The 24,779-nt window shown below is 64.9% G+C and carries 19 protein-coding genes; 16 read left to right on the top strand and 3 right to left on the bottom strand.

What is annotated here, in order from left to right; genetic code table 11:
* Nucleotides 1–21 precede the first annotated feature (21 nt).
* The 10 genes from XI02_RS16210 to XI02_RS16255 all read left to right on the top strand — a co-directional run bounded on the left by XI02_RS16210 (nt 22) and on the right by XI02_RS16255 (nt 11,339).
* The gene (locus tag XI02_RS16210; protein ID WP_244980703.1) at nt 22–1,536 is read left to right on the top strand and encodes an O-antigen ligase; all 1,515 of its coding nucleotides are present in this window, start codon (nt 22–24) and stop codon (nt 1,534–1,536) included.
* A gap of 58 nt (nt 1,537–1,594) precedes the next feature.
* Nucleotides 1,595–2,257 carry a hypothetical protein gene (locus XI02_RS16215; RefSeq protein WP_244980702.1) on the top strand — a complete coding sequence of 221 codons (663 nt, stop codon included), beginning with the start codon at nt 1,595–1,597 and terminating at the stop codon, nt 2,255–2,257.
* Nucleotides 2,258–2,386: 129 nt separating this feature from the next.
* Nucleotides 2,387–4,660 (top strand): polysaccharide biosynthesis tyrosine autokinase, encoded by a 2,274-nt coding sequence (locus tag XI02_RS16220; RefSeq protein ID WP_172648144.1) that lies wholly within the window; start codon nt 2,387–2,389, stop codon nt 4,658–4,660.
* A gap of 13 nt (nt 4,661–4,673) precedes the next feature.
* Nucleotides 4,674–5,486 (top strand): hypothetical protein, encoded by an 813-nt coding sequence (locus tag XI02_RS16225; protein WP_172648143.1) that lies wholly within the window; start codon nt 4,674–4,676, stop codon nt 5,484–5,486.
* Nucleotides 5,483–6,235, top strand: coding sequence for a class I SAM-dependent methyltransferase (locus XI02_RS16230; RefSeq protein WP_172648142.1), 753 nt, complete (start codon nt 5,483–5,485; stop codon nt 6,233–6,235). The genes XI02_RS16225 and XI02_RS16230 overlap by 4 nt, the downstream gene beginning before the upstream one ends.
* Before the next feature lie 3 nt (nt 6,236–6,238).
* Nucleotides 6,239–7,354, top strand: a complete 1,116-nt coding sequence (locus XI02_RS16235; RefSeq protein WP_172648141.1) for a glycosyltransferase family 4 protein — start codon at nt 6,239–6,241, stop codon at nt 7,352–7,354.
* Nucleotides 7,351–8,643, top strand: coding sequence for an O-antigen ligase (locus XI02_RS16240; protein WP_018270692.1), 1,293 nt, complete (start codon nt 7,351–7,353; stop codon nt 8,641–8,643). The genes XI02_RS16235 and XI02_RS16240 overlap by 4 nt, the downstream gene beginning before the upstream one ends.
* A complete protein-coding gene (locus XI02_RS16245) occupies nt 8,640–9,959 on the top strand; it encodes a hypothetical protein (RefSeq protein WP_016841769.1) in 1,320 nt (439 codons plus the stop codon). The genes XI02_RS16240 and XI02_RS16245 overlap by 4 nt, the downstream gene beginning before the upstream one ends.
* The gene (locus XI02_RS16250; RefSeq protein ID WP_016841768.1) at nt 9,956–10,582 is read left to right on the top strand and encodes a methyltransferase domain-containing protein; all 627 of its coding nucleotides are present in this window, start codon (nt 9,956–9,958) and stop codon (nt 10,580–10,582) included. Before XI02_RS16245 ends, XI02_RS16250 begins: the two co-directional genes overlap by 4 nt.
* Before the next feature lie 85 nt (nt 10,583–10,667).
* Nucleotides 10,668–11,339 carry a class I SAM-dependent methyltransferase gene (locus XI02_RS16255; RefSeq protein ID WP_172648140.1) on the top strand — a complete coding sequence of 224 codons (672 nt, stop codon included), beginning with the start codon at nt 10,668–10,670 and terminating at the stop codon, nt 11,337–11,339.
* A gap of 21 nt (nt 11,340–11,360) precedes the next feature.
* On the opposite strand, the gene XI02_RS16260 is transcribed toward XI02_RS16255, so the two are convergent.
* The 3 genes from XI02_RS16260 to XI02_RS16270 all read right to left on the bottom strand — a co-directional run bounded on the left by XI02_RS16260 (nt 11,361) and on the right by XI02_RS16270 (nt 14,782).
* A complete protein-coding gene (locus XI02_RS16260) occupies nt 11,361–12,080 on the bottom strand; it encodes a bifunctional 2-polyprenyl-6-hydroxyphenol methylase/3-demethylubiquinol 3-O-methyltransferase UbiG (RefSeq protein ID WP_172648139.1) in 720 nt (239 codons plus the stop codon).
* 8 nt (nt 12,081–12,088) lie between these two features.
* Nucleotides 12,089–13,399: a nucleotide sugar dehydrogenase gene (locus XI02_RS16265; RefSeq protein WP_172648138.1), complete on the bottom strand. Its 1,311-nt coding sequence runs from the start codon at nt 13,397–13,399 to the stop codon at nt 12,089–12,091.
* A gap of 78 nt (nt 13,400–13,477) precedes the next feature.
* Complete coding sequence (locus XI02_RS16270; RefSeq protein ID WP_194483458.1) at nt 13,478–14,782, bottom strand: glycosyltransferase family 4 protein; 1,305 nt, start codon at nt 14,780–14,782, stop codon at nt 13,478–13,480.
* Between the two features lie 117 nt (nt 14,783–14,899).
* Here XI02_RS16270 and XI02_RS16275 point away from each other — a divergent pair, with 117 nt between their 5' ends.
* From XI02_RS16275 to XI02_RS16300, 6 genes are all read left to right on the top strand, one after another.
* Complete coding sequence (locus tag XI02_RS16275) at nt 14,900–16,150, top strand: glycosyl hydrolase (protein ID WP_244980701.1); 1,251 nt, start codon at nt 14,900–14,902, stop codon at nt 16,148–16,150.
* 111 nt (nt 16,151–16,261) lie between these two features.
* Nucleotides 16,262–18,448, top strand: a complete 2,187-nt coding sequence (locus XI02_RS16280; protein ID WP_172648136.1) for a bi-domain-containing oxidoreductase — start codon at nt 16,262–16,264, stop codon at nt 18,446–18,448.
* Nucleotides 18,445–20,433, top strand: coding sequence for an alginate lyase family protein (locus tag XI02_RS16285; RefSeq protein ID WP_172648135.1), 1,989 nt, complete (start codon nt 18,445–18,447; stop codon nt 20,431–20,433). The genes XI02_RS16280 and XI02_RS16285 overlap by 4 nt, the downstream gene beginning before the upstream one ends.
* Entirely contained in the window at nt 20,430–21,584 is a 1,155-nt protein-coding gene (locus tag XI02_RS16290; protein WP_172648134.1) for a glycosyltransferase, read from the top strand. Before XI02_RS16285 ends, XI02_RS16290 begins: the two co-directional genes overlap by 4 nt.
* Nucleotides 21,585–22,253: 669 nt before the next feature.
* Nucleotides 22,254–23,525 carry a calcium-binding protein gene (locus tag XI02_RS16295; protein ID WP_129964920.1) on the top strand — a complete coding sequence of 424 codons (1,272 nt, stop codon included), beginning with the start codon at nt 22,254–22,256 and terminating at the stop codon, nt 23,523–23,525.
* A 451-nt stretch (nt 23,526–23,976) separates the two neighbouring features.
* Nucleotides 23,977–24,591: a methyltransferase domain-containing protein gene (locus XI02_RS16300; RefSeq protein ID WP_016841687.1), complete on the top strand. Its 615-nt coding sequence runs from the start codon at nt 23,977–23,979 to the stop codon at nt 24,589–24,591.
* Nucleotides 24,592–24,779: the final 188 nt, after the last annotated feature.

Here is a 24,779-nt window from a genome sequence, read left to right on the forward strand (position 1 = left end):
TGAGCCGGCACGGCCGGCTTCATGACACGTTTGCGACTAGCTTCCGGCTCGGGCGAGGCGACGGCATTGCCGTGGCCCGTGCGCTGGTCGTCGTGGCTGTTCTGCGCCGTCGTCGCGCTGGCGCCGCTGCCGCTCGGCTCGGTCGGTACTGTTGCTCCCGCGATCTGGTCGATCCTGCTCGGGATTGCACTGCTCGGGGTGTTGCCGATGCGCCTGCGCGGCAGTCAGCTCGCGATCCTCGCCGTGACGGCGCTGTTGACGGCGCTTGCAATGCTGGTGCTGCGCGAGCAGTCGGCGCTTCGGCCCTGGTCGGGTGTGGCGCCGAACGCGTTGTGGGCACAGGCCGGCAAATTGCTGCCTGCCGAGCTGCCGCCGGCCGTGTCGATCGCGCGCAGTCAGCCGTTCTACTCGATCGGCGTCGGGATCGTTTGCCTGCTCAGCTTCGCCATCGGCGTCGTGCTCGGCGCCAACCGCGGACTGGCGCGCGGGTTGTTGCGGGCGGTGGCCGCGGCGGGCCTGGTCTATGCGATCTGCGGCATCGTCACTTTTGGGATCGATCCCACCCGGATCTACCTGCTGCACGAGAAGCAGGCGCACCTGGCGTGGCTGACATCTCCCTTCGTCAATCGCAACACTGCCGGCATCTATTACGGTTGCTGTGCGCTGATCTGGCTGTTGTTCGGCTGCGAGCTGATCGAGCGGCATTGGCCGTCGCGCCGCGCCAGCCTGTCACGGCTGCTCGCGCGCCTCGATATGCCGGCGCGGCGCCGGCTCGCCGGCCATGCGTTCGGCTGGCTCACCTGCCTGCTGGCGATGTTTCTGACCGGCTCGCGCGGCGGCGCCGGGATCTCGCTGCTCGCTGCGGTCGCAGCCGCCGCGATCTTCTTTCGCAACCGGGTGCCGCGCCGCTACGGCATGATCGTGGCGCTCGGCGTCGGCAGCCTGGTCGCGCTGGCACTGCTGCAGCTTCTCGGCGGCGGCGTCGGCGCGCGCTTCAGCACGATGGGCCTGTCGGATGAGGGACGGTTCTCGACCTATCGCGCAACGTTGCGGATGATCTGGGACCACCCTTGGCTCGGCGATGGTTTCGGGACCTTCGAATGGGTCTATCCGGCCTATCGCACCGACGACATCTCGCTGCGCGGGACCTGGAACCGGGCGCATAACAGCTGGCTCGAACTGGCGTCCGACGGCGGAATGTTAATGGCCGGCGCCACCATGATCGCGCTGCTCGCAGCGTTCGGCGTGCTCGCGCATGGCGTGCGGACCCGCCGCCGCGACGTGATCGTGCCGCTCGCGGCGCTCTGCGCGTCGGCCGCCGGCGCGCTCCATTCGATGATCGATTTCTCGCTCCAGATCACCGGCTATGCTGTTGTAATCGCGGCCTTGCTCGGGGCAGGCCTGTCGCAATCCTTCCGCTCGGGCAGGGGCGGCTCCGGTGGCGGCTCCGACCGTGACGCCCATGTTACGGTCGGGCGGCAGGTTAACGTTGATTTGGCGCGCCGAAGCGGGGGCGCGGCCGGCGAGGCTATTTAATTGGCGCGATAACTCTGACTATGCTAACGAACTGTTAGTATTCGTTAGGGAGATAGCTGTGTTCACATTTGAGCGATCCGGCGGTTTTTCCGCTCCGCGCCTCGCGATGCTGGTGATGTTGGTGCTCGCGGTGCCCGGTGGCGCGGCGATGGCGGAGACCCCTGGCGGACTGATCCAGCTGTCCCAGGCGGTCACCAATTTCAAGGCCAATCCGGAGCAGCTGCTGACCCAATATCCGAATGCGGGCGTGGAGTTGACCTCGCGGGCGCGCGATTTCGCGCTCAACGATCCGACGTCGCTCGACCCGCTGATTGCGCTGCTCGCCAAGGCAAGCAAGGATCAGAAGACGGCGATCGCCGCCGGTCTCGCGCAGGCCGCGCGCATCGTGGTGCGCAGCAACCAGCCCTACGCGACGCGCATCCAGCAGGCGATTGCCGACACCAAGGATCTCGACGCCGTGATGGCGTTTGCCGCTGCGTCGGGCGACAGCGGCACCGCTGCGACCGGCGCCGGCGGCGCGGGCAGCGCCGGTGCATCCGGCGGCCAGACCAGCGCGCTCGGTGCCAGCGGCGCCGGAGGCGGCACGCTCGAGGCCATCGACGGCAACAGCGTGAACACCGGCATTTTCAGTTTCACCTCGTCGGTCAGCAGTTCGGGTAGCACGACGACCGGTACGGCCACGGGCACCGGCACCACACTCATTTCAACAGTAACTCCCTGAGCGGACGTCCGATCGCCAATGGAGAACTCTCTGCAGCAACGCGCTTCGGTGTCGGCGGCGGGACGCTTCGCAGGATCATTGGAGGGCGCGAGGGCAGGCATCAACCTGCCGGCGCGGCGATAGGACGAAATGCTTCAGCGCAACCAGATTTCGCCGTCTGTCGACTTAAGAAATCGTCCGGCCGAATTGCCGTCGCTGGCGGAAACCTTCGACGCCTTCGGCACCTATTTGCTCCGGCAATACTGGGTCATCCTCGGGACCGCCGGGCTCTGCCTGTTCGGCGGCATCTGCTATCTGATGACGGCGGCGCCGAGCTATACGGCGCTTGCCACGATGATCATCGACACGCGCAAATTCCAGGCCTTCCAGCAGCAATCGCCGGTGAGCGAGGCCCCGGTCGATTCCGCCGCGGTCGAGAGCCAGGTCGAGATCCTGAAATCGGAGAATGTGGCGCTCGCGGTGATCCGCGACCTCAAGCTCAACGTGGATCCGGAATTCGTCGGCTCGAGGGCCGGCGCGGTAGGAGCTGTGGTCGATTTCGTGTCCGGCCTGCTCGCCGGCGGCGCGCCGCCCACCGAGTTCGACCGGACCCGGCGCGCGGTCCGCACGTTCCAGAAGCAGCTCGACGTCCGCCGCCGCGGCATGACTTATGTGATCGAGGTCAGCTTCCGATCGCTCGATCCCGAGCGCGCGGCGCAGATCGCCAATGCCGTCGCCGACGCCTACATCGTCGACCAGCTCGATTCCAAGTATCAGGCAACGCGGCGCGCCAGCGTCTGGCTGCAGGACCGCATCCAGGAGCTGCGCACGCAGGCATCCAACGCCGAGCGCGCGGTGCTCGACTACAAGAAGACCAACAACATCGTCACCTCCAGCGGCAAGCTGCTCAACGAGCAGCAGCTCGGCGAGCTCAACACCCAGCTGCTCCACGTGAAGTCGCAGGTCACCGACGCCAAGGCCAAGCTCGACCGCATCGAGGCGGTGGTGAAGGGGGGCGTCCCCGATGCGACGGTGGCCGATACCCTGAACAACCAGGTCATTACCAAGCTGCGCTCGCAATATCTCGAGCTGGCCAATCGCGAGGCCGACTGGTCGTCGCGCTACGGCTACAATCATTTGGCCGCCGTCAATCTGCGCAACCAGATGCGCGAGATCCAATCGTCGATCGTGGACGAGCTGAAGCGGCTCGCCGAAAGCTACAAGAGCGACTATGCGATCGCCCTGCAGCGCCAGAACGAGATCGAGCGCGCCGTCAACGACTCGGTGTCGCAGTCGCAGTCGACCAACCAGGCGCAGGTCACGCTGCGCGAGCTCGAGAGCTCGGCGCAGACCTATCGCTCGCTCTACGACAATTTCCTGCAGCGCTACATGGAAAACGTGCAGCAGCAGTCGTTCCCGGTCAGCGAGGCGCGGGTGATCACCCGCGCCTCGCGTCCGCTCGGCAAGAGCCATCCGCAGACCTTGGTCGTGCTCGCGCTCTCGGCGCTCGGCGGCCTGATCGCCGGGCTCGGGCTCGGCGTGTTGCGCGACCTCTATGACCGGGTGTTCCGCACCGCTGAAATGGTCGAGACGATCCTCGAGGCCGATTGCGTCGCCATCGTTCCCCGCGTCTCGCCGGGCCAGATCAAGGCGCCGGTCGCCGGTCGTCCCAATCTGCCGATCGGTCCGCGCACGATCCGGCGCGGCGACGAGCCGGTGCTGTGGGCGGCGATCGATTCGCCGTTCTCGCGGTTCTCGGAAGCGATCCGCTCGATCAAGGTCAATGCCGACCTCAACGTCACCAAGCCGTCAAAGATCCTCGGCCTGACCTCGGCGCTGCCCAACGAGGGCAAGTCGACGCTCGCCTTCGTGTTTGCGCAACTGGTTGCCCAGAGCGGGGCCCGCGTGCTCCTGATCGATTGCGACCTGCGCAATCCCTCGCTCAGCCGCAAGGTCGCCGCGACTGCCGAGCGCGGCATCCTCGACGTGCTGTCGAACAATGCGACATTGCAGGACACGCTATGGCGCGATCCCGAGACCGGCCTCGCCTTCCTGCCTGGCGCCACGCGCTCGCGCATCGCGCATTCGCACGACGTGCTGGCCTCCGACCAGATGAGGGATTTCATCGACGGGGCCCGCAGCCATTATGATTACGTGATCGTCGATTTCCCGCCGCTCACGCCGGTGGTCGATGTCCGTATCACCGCCCACTTCGTCGATTCCTTCGTCTTCATCGTGGAATGGGGCAAGACCCAGGTGCAGGTGGTCGAGCGCGCGCTGCGCAGTGCGCGAGCGGTCAACGAGAACCTGCTCGGCGTCGTGCTCAACAAGGCCGATATTGCGGCGATGAGCCGCTATAGCGGCTACGGCGGCAAGAACTACTATTACAACTCGCACTATGGGCGATATGGCTACACCGAGTGAGGCGCACGGTGGGATGCCCGGGCGTGCAGCCGCCTGGCTTGCGCGCGGCTTGCTGGCCGCGGTCGCGTGCTCGTCCGTCGCCTGGGGCACCACCACCTTGCCGGACTTTGTCGATCAGGCCCGGCTCGACGGCGCCAAGGACCTGATTCTTCGCAACGTACCGGTCAGCGACGCCGAACTCGATGACCTCGGTCCGCTGCTGTCGCGCGCCGTGGCGGAAAGGGATTGCATGCCGGCCATCGATCGCAGCGCGGCGGTGATCCGGTTGCGGCGCGCCGAGAACGCGCTCGCATCCGGCGAGCAGGTCGACGCCCGGATGGGCGAGCTTGACGAAGCTGTCCGCAAATCGCTCGGCTGCGCGCCGGCCGATCCCTATCTCTGGCTGGTGCTGTTCTGGCTTCGCAATACGAGGCAAGGTTTGAGCGACGCCAATTTCGACCTGCTGCGGATGTCGTACCGGCTCGGACCGAACGAGGGCTGGATCGTGGTCAAGCGCAGCGCGATGGCGCTTACAATGTTCGACGCGCTGCCGGCCGACCTTTCGTCCGACGTGGTTGCCGAGTTCGCGCGTCTCGTGAAGACCGAACTGTACACCGAGGCAATCGATCTCCTGAAGGGACCGGGCTGGGCGCACCGCGACAAGTTGCTGGCCGGCCTTGCAGCTGTCCCGCTACGGAACGTCGACATCCTGACCCGCACCATGGCCGATATTGGATACGATCTCGACCGCCGCTCGCCGGCGGAGCGGCGCAATTGGCAGCACAAATCGAACGACCGCTTCGACGAGCTTGCCCGAATGCCGCCGGAGGCGAGGGCTAGGCCATGACGATGGAATTTTGCGTCGGACAGCACAACGCGCATTATGAGGGCGTCTATTCGGCGCAGGAGCGCGACTGGCGCCGCGTCTGCGCGGTCGACAAGGCCGATCATATCGCCGGCTTGCTCGGCGCAGCCGCCGCGAGGGTCGGCAATGTGCTCGAGGTCGGCTGCGGCACCGGCGCCGTGCTGGCGCGGCTGTCGGCGATCGGCGTCGGCCGCGACTTCACCGGCATCGACGTGATCGATCCCGCGACCAATCTGGAGATCGACGGCGCAGCTTCAGCTCCATTCCGCTGGTCCAGCTATGACGGTACGACGATCCCGTTCGCCGACGGATCGTTCGACCTCGTCTATGCCAGCCACGTGCTGGAACACGTGCCCGAACCGCGCGCATTGCTTTACGAACTCGCCCGCGTCTCGCGGGACTTCATCTATGTCGAGGTGCCCTGCGAATTGCACGCGCGGACCAGTCGCCGGGCGCTGCAATCGACGCTCGACATCGGCCATATCAATTTCTACACGCCCGATACGTTTCGGCTGCTGCTGGAGACTGTGGGGCTCAAGGTCAAGGACTTCGGCACCTGGGACCACAGCCTGCCGGTGCATGCTTTTCATTCGTCGCGGATGAAGGGGCTCGCGAAGAGCATCGTGCGGAAGTCGCTGTTGACGATCAGCCCAGGGGTCGCGACCCGGCTTGCGACTTATCATTGCGGGGCGATCTGCCGGCACGACTCGGCGCCGCCACAGGACCGATAAGCCATGGCGCCGCGCGTGGTCGTCTTCAACAACATGATCACACCCTATACCAACCGTCTCTACAACGAGCTGGCCAGCCGTGGGCTGGATCTCGCCGTACTGTCCTGTACGCCGCAGGAGGTCGATCGCGCCTGGGCCGGCTCGTTCACGCCGCGCTACGTCACGCGCACGGTGCCGGGTGTATCGATCCCGCTGTCGCGGTCGCGTCACACCCATGTCAATATCGGAATCGGACGTGCCTTGAATGCGCTCGCGCCCGACCTGCTGTTCGTCAACGGCCTGTATCCCTCGATGCTGGCCGGCGCGGCATGGGCGCGCACCAACGGCAAGGCGCTCGCGCTGACGATCGACGGCTGGCGCGAGACGATGCCGAACACCGCCTATCACCGTCTGGCGCGGCCCTGGCTGCTGCGCCAGTGCGACGCAGTGGTGTGTTGCAGCGACAAGGGCAGGGCGTATTTCCGCGGCGAGGGCGTTTGTGCCGACGATCTGTTCGTGGTGCCGCTGGTGCCGGCATGGGATCCGCCGGCGATTGTGCCGGCATTCCACGACCGTCCATTTCATCTGCTCTGGTGCGCCCGCCTCAATGACGACGCCAAGAACGCGATCTTCTTCGAGAACGTCGCGATCGCGCTTGGCCGGATCGTGCCCGGGCTGAAGGTGCGCGTGGTCGGGTCCGGCGCCGCCGAACAGCGCATGCTGGCGCGGCTCGGCGGTGCCGGCATCGATGTCCGCCACGACCGCTACCTGCCGTGGCAGGCGATATCGGACGTCTTTCTGCAGTCGCGGCTGCTGCTGCTGCCCTCATTGCTGGAACCATGGGGCCTGGTGTGCAACGAGGCCCTGCAGTGCGGGGTTCCCTGCCTGGTGTCTCCCCATGTCGGGGCAGGCGGTGAGTTGGTCCGTGACCAGGACAATGGTTATGTTTGCGCGCTCGATGAACAGGTTTGGGTCGATGCGGCGCGCGGCTTGCTCGAACATCCCGCGCGCTGGGAAGCGATGTCGCGGCACGCCCGGCAGAGCGTGCGACGCGATGCGCTTGCCGACGCCGCGGCGCGTTTCACCGCCGCGGTCGATCACCTCTTGAGGGCGCCGGCCCGGCAGGAGGCCGTGCAATGATCGGCAGATGGTGGCTGCGAACCGATGTCTTTCTGCACGCCTATCTGGTGATGGTGCTCGGCTGCATCTATTTCCTGTTCAATTTCATCGAGGGCATCTCGTTCGCGGAAAGGGCCGGGGAATCCACGCTGTTCCGCGGCGCATGGCTGCTGCTCTACCTCCTCTTGATGCTGCACGTTGCGATCGACCGGCAGCGCTTCGGCCTGCTGATGCTGCAATCGCATCTCTACCTGACGTTCATCGCCTTCGCCCTGGTATCGCTGGCGCTGAGCGCCGACCCCGCCGGCTCGTCGATCAAGTTCGCGATGTATCTGCTGACCACGATGTTCTCGGCGTGGGTTGTGATCAGCTGCCCGGTCGATCGTCTCGTCGATACGCTGTTCCGGATCGGGATCGTGGTGCTGATCGTTCACGTTCTGCTGTTTCCGGTAATCGGCTCGCAATGGGATTACGACCCGCTGCACCGGCCGACGGTGCTCGGAACCCAGGCCTATGCCGGCGTGTTCGGTCACAAGAACCTCGCGGGCGCCTTCTTCGGCCTGATGGTGCTGATCTGCTTCGTGCGCATGCTGGCGGGGCCGCGGCGGCAATTCGGCTGGACGCTGCTGCTGATGGGATGTCATTTTTTCGCGCTCGCCGCGGCCGGCGCCGCAGGACCGCTGATCAGCATGTTGACGGCGCTTGCCGTGACCTTCGGGCTGCTGCTGGTGGTGCTCGGGCACAGGGGCGCTGCCTCGATCTACTGGCTCGGCCTCGCCTTCGTTGCGCTTGTCGTGTTCGCCGTGCCGAGCGACGAGTTGTACGGGCTGGTCGGCCGCAGTGGAAACCTGACCGGCCGCTCGTTCCTCTGGTCGGTCTGGCCGCACTTCTTCTGGCAGCACCCCTGGCTCGGCTACGGGTTTTCGGGATTCTTCAACGAACTGCCGAACTCGCCCGTGAACGAACTGACGAGCATGGCGCCGTGGAATACCGAGTTCGGCTCATTCGAGAATTCCTATCTCGACGCCTTTCTCCAGTTCGGCCTGCTGGGCGGTGCGCTCTATATGCTGCTGCTGGCGCTCGCATTGTGGAACACCATCGTCTTCGCGTTCGAGCGGAGAGGGATGTACTGTATGGCGCCGTTCGCGATGCTGCTGTTCGTCGTGATCGCGTCGGCCAATGACTCCAGCCAGCTGCTGCACAATTATTTCGGCTGCGTGCTGGTGTTCTGGTGCTATTTCGGCCCGGAGGCCAGGCTGCAAATGGCGCCGCGGCGCACGTTCAACAGACTACGGGTGAGTGAGGCGTGAGCGCGTTGACCGACAGGCTGGACCGGGCGGCGGCCCAGACCCGGGTCGCCGGTGCCATGAGCGGATTGCTTCGCCGGCTGCGGCGTGCCGGGGGCAATGTCGCGCTTGGCCTGATCGATCAGGCGCTGCTGAGCGGGTCCGCCTTCGTGCTGACGATCGTGCTCGCCAATGTGCTCGACATCAATTCATTCGGCAGGTTCAGCGTCGCCTGGTCATTCTCGATCCTGATCGAGGCGGTGTTTCTGCGCGGCCTGTTCGACGACGGGTTGCCGGCGACCGCGCACCGCATCCCGAAATCGCTATGGCCGCAGCTGCGGCTCGGCCTCTATCTGTCGTCACTGCTCGCCTCGGGTGCGCTCGGCCTTCTGCTGGTGAGTGCGGGCCTTGTAATCGTCGCCGTCGGCGGAGACGCCGGTAGGCTCGTGATCGCAACCGGGCTTGCGATCCCGGCGGTTCGCCTGCAGAGCATGTTCCGCCGGATTTGCTATCTCGACGGCAGACTGCCGCGCGCGCTGGCGTCCTCGCTGACCTATTGCGTGGCGCTGGTCGTCTCGGCCGGGCTGATGATCGCGCTCAAGCTCGCCGGCGCAACGGCGGCGATGGCGTGTATCGCGATCTCGGCCGCGCTCGCCGGCAGCCTGCTGCTGGCCCGCACCAGCGAGCTGGCCCGGCCGCAAGCCAGAATCTTCCGCGGTTCGCTGCAGCGGCTGTTTCGAAACGGTCGCTGGTTCGTCGCGACCTCGCTCACCTACTGGATCGGCAGCATCGGGTTGATCCCGGTCTGCGGCTTCCTGATCGGGCTGGACGCGAGCGCGTCGCTGCGGATCCTGCTGTTGGTGTTCGCACCGCTCAGCCAGTTCTGCGCGACGATGTTCTCGGTTCGCCTGCCGGAAATCGCGGCCGAACTGCGCGCCGGCCGGCGCAGCGCAGTCGCCGCGGCCGCGCGCGAAAATGCCCTGCTGCTCGGGTCGATCGCGGCCGCCTACGGCACGGCGGTCGTGCTGCTCGGCCAGCGCATTCTGGCGCTTGTCATCCACGGACAGAGTTACGAGATCGGCACCGGCAGCCTCGCCTTGATGGGCGCTGCGATGGCGCTCGACGCGGTGTGGCTCGGCCTCGCGCTGCCGTTGTTTGCGACCGGCAAACCGCAGCGATTCATGCTGAGCCGGATCGCCGGCCTTGTCGCGCTGTGCTGTGTCCTGCCGTTCGCGGCGGAGGTCTGGCAGGTGATGGGCGCGGTTGCGGCGATGGTGGCCTCCAGTACGGCGTCGGTGATCACGGTTGTGTTGACCAATTCGGCGCGGGAGCGGACATGACCGACGACGCGCGCGGCGGATCGCTCGAAAGGCTGCATATCGGCGCCTTCAATTGCGGCATCGACGGCTGGATCAATACCGACATCACGATGCACCTGTGGATCGCGCGGATGCCGTTCGCGGCCAGGGCATTGCATCTCGCTGGCCTGCTGAGCGATGCCCGCTATGCCGAGCATCGCCAGGGCAAGTTCGCCGGGCTGCGCCACATGAACCTGACCAGGCCGCTGCCGTTCGCGGATCGCAGCCTCTCGGCGGTATTCAGCGCGCATGTCTTCGAGCACCTGTTTCCCGACGAGGTCGAGCGGCTGGCGCGCGAGATCGCGCGGGTGCTGGCGCCTGGCGGGGTGTGCCGGATCGTCGTCCCCGACATGGAGCGCATCGTCGCGCTCTACGATCCGGCGGCGCCGCAGGCTTTCCTCAAGGGCGTGTTCGAGATCGATCGCCGCAAGGAGGCCGCCTTTGCGCATCACTGGGGCTTTACCCGTGCCTCGCTCGCGGCCCTGTTCCGCGACGCCGGTTGTTCGGAAACCCACACCCGTGCCTATCGCGAGGGCGTCTGTCCCGACATCGACCGGCTCGACAACCGGCCGGACGAGTCGATCTACTTCGAGGCCATCAAGTGAGCGCGACAGGAAAATCGATGCATCGTTGGGTGAGGGATCGCGCAGGCCGTGCCAGTTCGAACCGACCGGTAGCAGGAGACTGAGCTTGCTGGGTGCGATCCAAGCCCGATTTTCCAATGCGGCACGCCAGCGGCGCGGCGAATTCCTCGTCCGCACCGTAATCCTGCCGCTCGACGCGAAGATCCTCGATCTCGGCGGCGGCACCGGCCGGCACATTCGCGCGATCCTGCCCCGCCATACCGACATCACGGTTTGCGACATATCGGCCGACGATTTGAAGGCCGCACGCGAGCGCTTCGGCTTCAAGACCGTTCTGCTGCAGGAGACCGAGCGCCTGCCGTTCGACGATCAGGCGTTCGACTTCTGCTTTTGCTCGTCGGTGATCGAACACGTCACCGGACCAAAGCAGGATGTCGTCGCGATCGAGAGCGACGCAACGTTCCTGAATATCGCGCGCGAGCACCAGAACCGCTTTGCGGGCGAGATCTCGCGGGTCGCGAAGTCCTTCTACGTGCAGACGCCGTACCGGTATTTTCCGATCGAGAGCCATACCTGGCTGCCGGGCATCATCGTCCTGCTGCCAAGGCGGCCGCAGATCGCGCTGATCAATATATTCAATCGCTTCTGGTTCAAGCGGACCGCGCCCGACTGGCACCTGTTCGACTGGCGCGAGATGACGGAAACATTTCCCGACGCGAAGATCTATCGCGAACGTTATCTCGGCATGACCAAGTCGCTGATGGCGATCAAGGCCTGAGGCGGCCATCCGCCTGCCACGTCAATCGTCGCGCCGGGCCAGGATGTTGATCAGCGTGCCCACTGCGGGTTGGCGATCGAGCGCCGGGGGGAGCGGGGAACCGGCAAAGCTGCTCCCCAGCATCGTGAGGCCGTGTTGTCGAAGCAGACCCTGCATGGCCGCCGGCGAGGTGTCGAATTTGGAGAACGCGAGATAGCGAAACAGCGGCCGCGCCGACACGCGTGAAGAGGCCGCATGCGCGAGCCTGTAGCCCCGGCGCAGCAGCGAGTCTCGGTTGGGGATCGAGAGCAGCAGCAGCCCGCGAGGCCTGAGCACGCGATGAATCTCGGCGAGGCACTGCGCCACGTCGGGAACATATTCCAGCACGCTCGCGCACAGCGCGCCGTCGAAGGATCGATCGGGAAACGGCAGGCTAGCGATGGTCGGGATCTGCTGGAATGTGAGGCGCCCGGCGAGCGTGCCGTCGGCGAGGTGGCTGCGAGCCGCCGCAATCATCTCCGATGAGGCGTCGACGCCGGTGACGTCGCAGCCGCGCGCGGCGAGCAGGCGGGACAGCGTTCCGGTGCCGCACCCGGCGTCGAGCCAGCGCTGCCCGTTGAGGTCCGCATTGCCGACCAGACCGAACATCGCGGCCGTCCGCGCCTTGAAGGTACGGCTCTGATGCAGCGTCTCCCATCCCGACGAAATCTCGTCGTGAAAGCGGATTTCGGGTCGCTCGCGGGTCTGGCCCATGGTGGCCATGATATTCCCTACCAGTGAAAGCCGCTCACTTTGGCGCGCACCTGCTCGGGCAATCCGATCTCCGACAGTTCGAGCACGACCTGGTCGGGACGGGTCGCAGTCAGCGCCGCAACGAAGCGCGGATCGGCCGTCGTCAGCACGATAATGTCGGCCCACTCGATGGTCGCGGTCACATCGTCGTTCAACAGGCCGACCAGCTCCGGATTGCGCATCAGGAATTCCCGGTTGGCGCCGATCAGTTGCGACAGCTGCACATTGGGGTCGTAGATCCGGATGTCGCGCCGCTCGCCGCGCAGGTTCTTCACCAGCCTCACGAAGGGACTGTCGCGGACGTCGTCGGTGCCGGCCTTGAAGCTGATTCCGAGGAATGCGATGCGGCGGCCCTCATGCGACAGGATCCAGTCGGCGCCGCGCGACATGATCATGTCATTGCTCGGCAGGATGCTTTCGAGCACCGGCGTCGACAGTCCGCGGCTGTGTGCAAGGTGTTTCAGCGCCTTGACGTCCTTGGGCAGGCAGGAGCCGCCGAAGGCAAAGCCCGGCCGCAAATAGGCCGGCGAGATGTTGAGCCGCGTGTCCTGCATGAAGATGTTCATGACGTCGCGCCCGTCGATGCCGAGCGTCTTCGCGATCGTGCCGATCTCGTTGGCAAAGCTGACCTTGAGCGCATGCCAGCTGTTGTCGACATATTTCACCAGTTCCGCGGTCTCGACCGGCGGCGTGATCTTGGCGCCGGGCAGATCCTTGTAAAGCGCCATGACGCGGTCGGCGGTTTCCTGGTTGAAGGCGCCGACCACGGTCTTGGACGGCGCGTTGAAATCCGCAATCGCGCTGCCCTCGCGCAGGAACTCCGGATTGAAGGCGAGGTCGAAATCGCGTCCGATCCTGTTGCCGGAGGCTTCCTCGATCAGCGGTCCGACGGTGCCGCGGGTGGTGCCGGGCAGCACGGTGGAGCGGATCGTCACGGTGTGCGGTGCGTTCTTGGCGCGCAGTCCGCGGCCGATCTCGATCGCGACCTGTCGGATCGCGGTCAGGTCGAGATTGCCGTTGCCGGACGAGGGCGTGCCGACGCAGACCAGCGATATGTCGCTGTTGACGATCGCTTCGGTGGCGTCGGTGGTCGCGGTCAGCTGACCGGTTGCCACCGCGTGCGCCACCTTGTCCGAAATGCCCGGCTCGACGACCGGCGATCTGCCTTCGCGGATCAGGTCGACCTTCGCAACGCTCTTGTCGACGCCGATGATCTGATGGCCGAGCTCGGTGAAGCAGGCGGCGCAGACCGTTCCGACATAGCCGAGGCCGAAAATGCTGACGTTCATGCTTCGACCTTCAACAATCCAGGACGTGCGCGTGGCCGCACCCGCGTCGCGTTTGACGTGAGTGAGGCGGCTGCGCGTTCAAGACGATGCCCGCCCGGCGGCTGCGTTCGCGCTGGACGGTTGCGAGGTCGGCCGCTCGGCGGGTGCATGCGCGCGCGGCGCACGGCTTTGCGCGGGCACCGTCCCGGCAAACAACGACTCATAGGCCGCAAGCAGCTTCGGCTCCTCATGTGTCCACGACAGCGCACGCTCGACGCGGTTGCGGCCAAATGCCCCCATCGACTGCCGCAATGACGGGTCGTCGATCAACGTAATGATCTTGCTGGCGAAATCCCTCGGATCGTTCTTCGCGGCATAGAGCGAGGCGTCGAGCGCCGAGCGCCGGCCCTCGCGGACATCGAACTGAACGATCGGTCGTCCGAGCGCCATGTACTCCATGATCTTGTTCATGGTGGAGATGTCGTTCATCGGCGTGACGCGGTCCGGATTGACGCAGACGTCGGCGGTCGAGAGCATCGTGAACAGCGCGTCGTCCGCGATGGCGCCGGTGAAGTTCACGTAGTCGGAGAGCTGCATCTCCTCGCAGAGCTTGACCACCGCATTCCACTCCGGCCCGGTGCCGGCGATGTTGAACTGGATGTCGGTGCGGCCGAGATCGTGCACGATGTGGCCGATCGACTGCAGCAGCAGATCGATGCCTTCCGACTGACCGATCACGCCGACATAGCCGACGCTGTGGCGCCGGCCACGGCGCCAGGCCGGATCGGCCGGCCGCGAGCGCACCCGGTCGAGATTGGGGCCGGATCGCACCACGAAGACGCGATTGGCGGGCATGCCGCCGCGCGCGATCGCGATCTCGCGATAGGATTCATTGGTCGCGATCGAGATGCTCGCCGTCTTGAAGGTGAGATACTCGACCAGCCGCAGCAGATGCCAGAAGAAATCCTTGCGGCCGAATTTTGCTTCGTAGAGCTCCGGATTGACGTCGTGATGATCGAACACGAAGCGCTTGCCGCCGAGCTTGAACAACAGGCCGATCAGGAAGATCAGGTCGGGCGGATTGCAGCCCTGGATCACGTCGAAGCCGTGCTTCCACGCCACCTTGATCGCCAGCAGCGTTTCCCAGAACAGTGCGACCGGATATTCGATCAGGTAGGCGGCGATCCCGCGCGCCTCCACCGGCATCGGATGACGGTAGATGTGAATGCCCTCGAGGCATTCGTAGGATTCGTCATGGCCGCGGCCCTTCGGGCAGATCACCGAAACTTCATAACCCGCCTTGCGCAGCGACGTTGCTTCGCACCACACCCTGCGATCGAAAGGAACCGGAAGGTTCTCGACGATGATCAGGATCCGCCGCGGTGATGGTTCAGCTCTCGACATCTGCGATGATCTATACCATTGACCTAACAACATCACAATCCGACTAACATCGGCATTAACATGCGCGGCTTCCACTATGCAATCCCGGCGCGGATGTGACGGCGACGAGACAGGGACATGGCAGGCAGAGTGTGGGATTGGGGCCAAAGGGCATTGATTGCGCTGGTTTTGAGCGCGCTGCTGCCGCTGGCCTACAAATGGCCGCTGCAGTGGGCTGGTTTGACGGCATACGATGCGCTCAATGCGAGCCGCGTGAATGCGGTGATCCCGCCGACGCTTTTCGGCATGACGATCAACGCGATCGGGCAGTCGCAGCCAAAGTCGCAGCCCTGGCCCGAGCTCAAATTCGACGGCGTTCGGCTGTGGGGCGCGATCTACTGGGCGCAGATCAATCCGGCGCCCGGCATCTACAATTGGGCGCGCTTCGACGCCATCCTTGCCGCGGCGGAGCGCGAGCACGTCGAGATCGTCCTCAATCTCGCCTATACGCCGCGATGGGCCGCGTCGGTGAAGGATGCGCCGCCGGCGTTCACGCCGGGCGCAAGCTCACCGCCGGCCGATCTCGCGTCATGGGACGACTGGGTGCGTGCGGCGGTCACGCGTGCCGCCGGCCGCATCAAATACTGGGAAATCTGGAACGAGCCCGAGGATCCCAAATATTACTCGGGCGATATCGCGACCATGGTCCAGCTGCAGAAGCGGGCCTACGAGATCATTAAAGCCAGCGACCCCACGCTGACCGTGCTGACGCCGCCGTCCAATGGCACGCCGGACGGGTATCGCTGGCAAGAAGCCTTCATGGCGCAAGGTGGCGGACAATATGCCGATGTGTTCGCCTTCCACGGCTACACGAGCGAACCCGAGGCGGTGCTCGGAATCATTGCGCGCTTCAAGAAAATCCTCGCCGCGCACGACCTGTCCGCGAGGCCGATCTGGGACACCGAGGCCGGCTGGTCCTCCTATGAGGACAATCCCGACGGGTGTCTGGCGCGCGCATACATCCTGAAATGGATCAGCGGTGTCGACCGCTTCTATTGGTACGAGTTTGCCGGAGGCGGCAGCGACTTTGGAAAATTATGGGACCCGGTGCGCGGGCTGCTGCCGAGCGGAATTGCCTACCGCACGATCCAGTCCTGGCTGGTCGGTGCAAGCGTCGTGGCGGCAGGCAGGACGTCGCCGTCGACCTGGCGCGTCGAGCTTCGCTTGCCGGATGGCCGCAACGGTCTGATCCTCTGGACCACCAAGGGCCGGTCCGTTTATCGGGTCGACCCGCATTTTAGCCTCTACCAGGGCCTCGACGGCGGCGAAGGGCCTGTCGCCAGCGGCGAGGTCGAGATCTCGCCAAAACCGGTCCTGTTGCTGGAATGATAGCAATGTTAAGTCTCCGGCAGTGAGATAATTATGACGATGTTCCTGGCTTCATTGCGGGCGGCGGGCGCGATACAAGGAGCGCTGTTAACTTGAGGCGATTGACCGACCGTGAAGCAGATCGCGCAGAACTATAAGAGCGGCGAGCTCAAGCTGATCGATGTGCCGGCGCCGCGCTGCCGCCCCGGCGGGGTTTTGGTGCGCACGGCGTTCTCCGCGGTGTCGACCGGCACCGAAATGATGAAGTTCACCGAAGGCCGCCTGTCGCTGCTCGGCAAGGCGCGCGCGCGACCCGACCAGGTTGCCAAGGTGGTGAGCTCGGTCCGCCAGCAGGGGTTGCTCGCGACCTATCAGAAGGTGATGAACCGCCTCGATTCCTACACGCCGCTCGGCTACTCGCTGTCGGGCACCGTGGTGGAGGTCGGCGAGGGCGTCGGCGGCTTCTCGGTCGGACAGCGCGTCTGCTGCGGCGGCAATCAATATGCAACCCACGCCGAATACAATTGGGTGCCGGTGAACCTTTGCGTGCCGCTGCCGGACAGCGCTGCGCTGGACCAGGCCGCATTCACCACGATCGCCTCGATCGCGCTGCAGGCGATGCGCCAGTCGGAGATCCGTTTCGGCGAGACCGCCTGCGTGATCGGCCTCGGCCTGATCGGGCAGATCATGGTGCGGCTGCTGCGCAGCGCCGGTGTCGTGGTCGCCGGGCTTGACAGGCTGGAGGCGCGATGCCGGCAGGCGGAAGCTGCGGGCGCCGCGGTCTGTGCCGTCGCATCGGATGATGCCGCGGCCGAATTCCGCGCCCGGATCGAGCAGCTGACCGCAGGCAACGGCGTCGATTGCGTGTTCATCACCGCAGGCAGCGACGATCCCGATCTCGCATCGCGTTCGGCGGCACTGTTGCGCGACCGCGGCCGCATTGTCGATATCGGCAAATGCACGCTGAACCTGCCGTGGAACGAATTCTACGACAAGGAGCTCGACGTGCGCTTCTCGCGCTCCTACGGCCCCGGCCGCTACGATCCGCTCTATGAGGAGGGCGGCATCGATTATCCGATCGGCCATGTGCGCTGGACCGAGAAGCGCAATATGGAAGCGATCGTCGCGTTGCTCGCCGACGGGCGGCTGGATTTCTCCTCGCTGATTTCCGAAATGGTACCGCTGGAGCAGGCGACGTCGGCGTTCGAGCGTATGAGCCGCGGCGAGGTCGGCCTCGGCATGGTGTTCGCCTATCCGGACGCCGCTCCCCGCGCGATGCAGATGATCTATCGTCCGGCGGTTGCCTCGCGCAGCGGCCGGGTGCGGCTCGGCGTCATCGGCGCCGGCAATTATGCCTCCAGCATGCTGTTGCCGCAGCTTGCGAGCAACCAGCGCGTCGATCTCGTCGAGGTCGCCACCAATACCGGCCTGAGCGGCGCCACTGCGGTCCGCAAATTCGGCTTCGCGCGCGCCTCGACGGACGCGGCATCGGTGCTCGGCGCCGACGACATCGATGCCGTGCTGATCGCAACGCGCCATGCCTCCCATACCGACCTCGCGACGCAGGCGCTGCGCGCCGGCAAGGCGGTGTTTGTCGAAAAGCCTTTGGCGATCGATACAAACTCGCTCGATCGATTGGAGCAGGTGATCCGGGAAACCGGCAACAACCGGCTGATGGTCGGCTTCAACCGCCGCTTTTCGCCGCTGCTGCAGGGCATGCGCGCGACGTTCGCGCCGGCAGGACCGCAGACCCTGCAATATCGTGTCATGGCCGGGCCGCTGGAGAAGTCATCCTGGTATCTGCAGGCCGAAAGCGAAGGCAGCCGCTTCGTCGGCGAGGGCGGCCATTTCATCGACGTGCTGTGCTGGTGGCTCGGCGCCGAGCCGGTGCGTGTCTTCGCGAGCATGGCGGGCAAGGACGTCGACAATCTGGTCGCCACCTTCGATTTTGCCGACGGTTCGGTCGCGAGCCTCAGCTATCTCACCGGCGGCGATCCGCGGGTGCCGAAGGAAGCGCTCGAGATATCGGCAAGCACGGGTTTTGCCGCCTTCGACAATTTCTCGGGCTTCGAGGTCTGGCACGCCGGGCAGCGCACGGCGAAGACAGCGCGGCTCGACAAGGGCCAGCGGCCGATGCTGGATGCCTTCATCGCTGCGGTCGCATCGGGAGCTGCGATGCCGATTGCGCTCGACTCGCTGCTGGCGACCACGCGCGCAACACTTGCCGTCCAGGAAAGCGCGGCCGCCGGGATGCCGATCGATCTGACGGCCGGCGCGGCGGAGCAGGGCGTCGCGCGCGCCTCGACTGCGTTGAGATGAATCCGGCCTGGTATCTGCGCAGGCTGCAGCGCATGGAGCCGTCCGAGCTTGCCGGACGGGTGAACGACCAGGTGCTGCATCTGCTCTGGCGGATCACTCCGCCCGATATCGCACGGCGCGCCGGCGCCAAGCTCGCTCCCGGCCCGCGGCAGCCGCGCCTGAAGCCGCTGCCTTTGCCCGCCCACGCCCCGGGACAGGCCGCCGAACGGCTGATCCAGAGCGCCGACCGGATTCTCGCCGGGCAGTGGCGGATTTTCGCCAGGGATCATGGGGCCCTCGGCGAACGGCCCGACTGGTTCGTCGATATCAGAAGCGGGAAGCGGGCGCCGGCCGGCGTGCACGCGTTCGCGGTTCCCTATCGTGACGAGACCGCGGTCGGAAACATCAAATACATCTGGGAGCCGTCGCGTCACCACCATCTCACGGTGCTCGCGGCCGCGTATTACCTGACCTCCGACGAGCGCTACGCCAGGCGCGCGGCCGAGCATCTGGTGAGCTGGTGGCGCGAAAATCCGTTCCCGCGCGGCCCGCACTGGATCAGCGGCATCGAGCTGGGCGTACGGCTGATCTCGTGGACCTGGGTGCGCCAGCTGCTGCAGAATTGGCCCGGCGCTGCTGCGTTGTTCGAAAACAACGATCTGTTCCTGACGCAGCTCTATGCGCATCAATACTGGCTGTCGCAGTTCCCAAGCCGTGGCTCCTCGGCCAACAACCACCTCATCGCGGAGGCTGCCGGGCAGTTCGTGGCGGCTTGCGTGTTTCCGTTCTTCCAGGACAGTGCGCGATGGCGTGAGCAATCGGCCGGCACGCTGGCACACGAAGCCGTTGCGCAGACGCTCGCCTGCGGCAGCAACAGTGAGCTCGCGACCGACTATCACGGCTTTGTTCTCGAACTGCTGCTGGCGGCGGCAGTGCAGGGCCAGTCGTCCGGACATCCGCTTGGCGATGCGGTCTGGACCACGATGTGCCGCATGAGCGACGTCATTGCCGCGATGCTGGACGATCGCGGTCATCCGCCGCGGCAGGGCGACGGTGACGACGGCATCGGCCTGTTGCTCGACGATCACGCCGGCAATCGCTGGCTCGGCCTGCTCGCCACCGGTGCGCGCCTGTTCGGCGGGCTGCCATGGTGGCCTAAATCGCCGGAGCCCGATCTGCGCACCCTTGTGCTCACCGAAGGCATTAAGGCCCGTGCGATCGCTGGGCGGCCCAAGCGCCGCCCGCATTTGCTTGAAGGGGCGGGACAGGCCTTTCTGATCGATTCCGAGCGCGCGGTGTGGTGCCGTTGTGACTACGGCCCGCATGGCTTCGGCCGCATTGCCGCCCACGCCCATGCGGACGCGCTGTCGCTCGAATGCAGGATCGGCGGTGTGGAGATCCTCGCCGACCCTGGCACCTATTGCTACCATGGCGATCCGCGATGGCGGGCCTACTTCCGCTCCACGCTGGCGCACAACACGCTCTGCCTGTTCGCGCGCGACCAGTCGGTGTCGGGCGGGCCGTTTCTCTGGACACGGCATGCGCAGAGCCGGCTTGTCGCAGCAAGCGGCCTGGACGATCGCGATGCGGATGCGAGCTGGGTCGCGGAGCATTCGGGATATCGGGACGAAGCAGGTGTCGTGCATCGCCGCTCGGTGCAATTGCAGCGTCAGGCGGCGCGGCTCGTCGTCACCGATGTCGTGCTTGCCGATGAAGGGCTTGCGGTGCAGGCGAGCCTCAGCTGGCATCTCGGTCCCGACGTCGAATGCAGGCTCGAAGGGCACAGGGCGCAGCTGGCATGGCCGGGCGGGCGCGGCGAGCTCGATCTGCCGGCGGCACTGAGCTGGATGCCGCATCGGGGTGACGAGACCATGCCGGCCGGCTGGTATTCGCCGTCCTTCGATCTCAAGGTGCCCTCAGCGACGCTGATCGGCTCCGGTACGCTCGCGGGCGGCCAAAGCCTGGTGACCGAGCTGCGCTGGTTCTCTGATCCGGCCCGATCATGAAGATCCTGGTCGCCCACAACAGGTATCAGGGACGCGGCGGCGAGGACGTTGTGTTTGAAGCGGAAGTCGACCTGCTGCGCGCCGCAGGACACAGCGTTGAAACGCTCACGGTCAGCAACGAGACGATCAATTCGCTCCCCGCACGCATCACGACCACGCTGTCGATCGCCGATAATGCGGAGGGAAAGCGGGTCGTGGCGGAGGCGATCGACCGCTCTAGCCCCGACGTCGTGCACGTCCACAATTTCTTCCCGCTGCTGTCGCCCGCCGTGTTCGATCTCTGCCGGCAAAAGCGCGTGCCCGCGGTGGTGACGCTGCACAATTATCGCACCATCTGCACCGGCGGCATGCTGCTGCGCGACGGCCGCATCTGCCACAAGTGCCTGGACCGTGGACATCGCTGGGGCGTCGTGCACCGCTGCTACCGCGGATCGCTTCCGGGCTCGATCGCTTCGGCCTACATGATCGCGCAGCACCGGCGCCGCGGCACCTGGACGCGTCCCGGGCTGCGCCTCATCGCGCTGACGCAGTTTGCCAAAACCCTGTTCGCGCAGGCCGGCTTCGACGCCGACCGGATCGACGTGAAGCCGAACTTCATGGCCGATCCGGGGGCCCCGGATCCGTCCAGGCCGCGCAGCGGGCTGCTTTACGTTGGACGGCTGAGCCGCGAGAAGGGCGTCGGCGTGCTGCTCGATGCCGTTGCGGGGACCGGCGTGCCCTTGCGGATCGTGGGCGAGGGGCCTGAGCGCGTCGCGCTCGAGGCTCGGGCGTCCGGCCATGTCGCGTTCCTGGGCGGGCTCTCGCGCGGTGAGGTGCTGCGGGAAATGGCGAATGCCGAGGCATTGGTGGTGCCGTCGCTGTGGTACGAGGGATTTCCGATGGTCGTGGTCGAAGCCTTCGCGCGAGGCACGCCGGTGATCGCCTCCGAGATCGGCGGACTTGCCGAGGTGGTGACCGCCGGCAAGACCGGCGCGCTGGTGCCGCCGGGCGACGCGGCCGCGCTCGGAAAGCGGATCGGTGAGGTTCTCGGCGCCGCCGGCCTGACCGCCGCATGGGGACGGGCCGCACGGGCCGCCTATCTCGAGCACTACGCGCCGGACGAGAACCGCAGAATGCTCGAGGCCATCTACGCGCGCGCCGCCAGGGGATGATCGCCGCAGGTCGGCGCTCGGCCCGCGATCGGGCCTCGTGCCGCCGGTTCCATGCGCGTCGCTAACATATTGCGCCAAATCTGATGTTAATTTGTTACAATACGGCGTCCGACCGGCGTCGCGCCAGGTTTTCATCGCGCGGTCGAACGGCGCTGATTCTGCGGGTGATTCCTCGGATCTCGCTTGATCGAGCCCGCAAATCGCGGCCAGGCGGCGTTATAACACTGGCCGATGGGGCGCCGGCTGCGAAGTTTGACGCTTTTTTGCAAAACGTCTCACGCGATGCAGAAATATTTTTTTCAGATCAGAAAATCCCATCGAAGCGCTCGCGGCATCAGTGAAATTCAGCGCGCCCGCGGTATCCCGGGCCCCCGTGAAACCCCGTATAATCACTACCTTTTTTGCGCCGCGGCTAACATTGGTGATTGCCCTGCGCTGAATGTTATAGTGCATACGAAGTGGTGCTAAGTCTCACATAAATCTCAGGGAACCAGGTGTTAACAGCGCATTGCTGATTGACACTCCGGCCTAGCGGACTTAACAATGGACTTAACAAGTTCGTAACCTGGGTCCACATTTGAGTTGCATCGCAACAAACTAGTTGTGAATCAACAGCTTAAGTGTGGGCGAGCGGCTTGAATCCTCGTATCCCAAGCAGGGGCTACATCGATGGCGACTTACAATCTAGACCAGACCGACCTTAAAGCGGCGATCAACTCCACGATCGATCACTCGACCCAGCAACAGATCCTTGACTATCTGATCAACGCGGGGATCGGATACACCAGCCCGGATAACGGCGCGACGATTCCGGTGCAGGAGGGGTCTGGGATCACCAACCCGGATCCGAACGCCAATGTTCTGATCGAAACCAACCCCGTTAACACTGTTAACACCGACGCCAACCTGAAGGCGATCATCGAGGCGACCAATCAGGACGTCACGCTGACGGTGAACGGCAGCACCCCCGTGCTGGCTGCGACCGGCTCCGGCAACGATCAGGTGTTCGTCAACAACACCGGCGACACGACGGTTCTCACCGGCTCCGGCAACGACACCATCTTCGGCGGTGCCGGTCACGACTCGATCGATGCGGGCTCCGGCAACGACGTGCTGGTCGACAACGCCTCCGGTCACAGCACGCTGGATGGCGGCAGGGGCAACGATCTGCTGTTCGGCTCCGGTGCCGACACCCTGAACGGTGGCGCCGGCAACGACACGCTCTACGGCGGCAGCTCGTCGCAGCTGAGCGGCGGCAACGGCAACGACGTGCTGGCGTCCGGCAGCACCGCCGGCAATTCGAGCACACTGGATGGCGGCAAGGGCAACGATGCGCTGTACGCTGGTGCGGGCAACGACAGCCTGGACGGCGGCGCCGGCAACGACACGCTGTATGGCGGATCCGGTGTCGACACGCTGCATGGCGGCAACGGCAACGATCTCCTTGTCGGCGGTACCCAGACTGCTGCCGAGTTCGGCGGCAACGGCAAGGACGTGCTCTACTCGGGCAGCGATGCGTCGCACGCGACCTCGCTCGATGGTGGTGCCGGCAACGACTCGCTGTATGGCGGTGCCGGCAACGACACGCTGTTTGGCGGTTCCGGCAACGATACGCTGGTCGCCGGCTCGGGCACGCAGACGCTGATCGGTGGCGACGGCAAGGACTCGTTCGTCGGCTCCGACACCGGTACGGCCTCGATGGTTGGCGGCTCCGGTCAGGACTACTTCTACCTGAACAACGCCACCAGCAGCGACACCATCGATGGCGGTGGCGGCAACAAGGACTCCCTGACCTTCCTGGATCACGCTTCGACCGACGTGAGCGACATCAGCTCTGGATCGAACGGTTCTATGGACATCACCTTCAGCAATGGTCAGGTGACCCAGATCAGCAACATCGAATACCTGATCTTCAACGATGGTAACTCGACCAAGCTGTAAGATCCTAGGTCTGCACTAAGCGAAGGCGCCGCCCCAACCGAGGTTGAGGCGGCGCTTTTTTCTTCGATCGTCGGCATGGCCGTCAAAAGTGGGTGATTGATGATCGAATAGGCTGCGGTTGACGATCATGACGCGCCTGCGATGAGTTCGACGGCTCGCGTCAGGGGAAGTGCATGCGCACATTCCGATTGGAACCTTGTCGACCGATCCGAGTCGGATGTATCAAATCAATCACAAGTTCCGCCCCGGGCATTTTAGCCAATCGACGTTAGAAGTTAGTTCGTCACATTCGGACCACGTAGCTTTTGTAAAGCCGTGCCGCTCGCTTGACACGACGGTGCTGGGGCCGACGGCTATCTGCGGCCCCGGCACATTTGGTCAAGACGAACGATCGCTGCAGAACTCAGCCGCTTAACGAACCCGCGGAGCTCTCGAATTGGCCACGAAGAAAATGCTGAATGCCGGCGCTGGATCGACGGTTACCAAGCGCATCCAGCCGCTCCTGACATCGCATGAATGGGACGAGATTCGATTAGACGTCGACAGCGGCGTGAATCCCGACGTCGTCGGGTCGATTACCGATCTTGCCCGATTGTTCCCGGCGGCCTCGTTCGATGCGATCTGGTGTTCTCATGTCATGGAGCACCTCTATGCCCATGAGGTTCACCCCACATTCGTCCAGTTCCGCCAAGTCCTCAAACCGGACGGATTCGCACTGATCATGTCTCCCGACCTCGAGGCGGTCGCTCAGCACATGTTGACGCGCGGCCTCGGTGCGATCGCTTACGTCTCGCCGGCAGGTCCGATCCGGCCATTGGACATGATCTACGGGCATTCCGGCGCGATCGAGCAGGGGCGCCACCACATGGCGCACAAGACCGGCTTTTCGACCGAGCGGATGGGGAACCTGCTGCTCAGCGCCGGTTTCCCGACGGTGTCGGTTCGGAGCGGGAATTTTGAGATCTGTGCACTGGCACTCATGCCGGAGGCCAGGGACGAGCGGATCAGGCCACAGCTGGAGGCCTGCGGATTCGACTTCCAGGAGACGGTGACCGCCGACTCGTGATTTGTCGATGTTAAACAATGTTATAAGGTTCCCTGGTTAAGTCGCACGAGAACGCGCTCGAAACTGGCTTCGCGGCCTGCCGCGAAACATATCTTTTTCGGGCGACGCGCTGAAAATGCTGCGTTAGCGAACTAACAGTGATAAGTTATATCTCGCTGGGGACCGGACCTTGCGCAGTCGAAACTTCG

The sequence above is a fragment of the Bradyrhizobium sp. CCBAU 21365 genome (genome assembly GCF_015291305.1).
Lineage (GTDB): Bacteria > Pseudomonadota > Alphaproteobacteria > Rhizobiales > Xanthobacteraceae > Bradyrhizobium > Bradyrhizobium elkanii.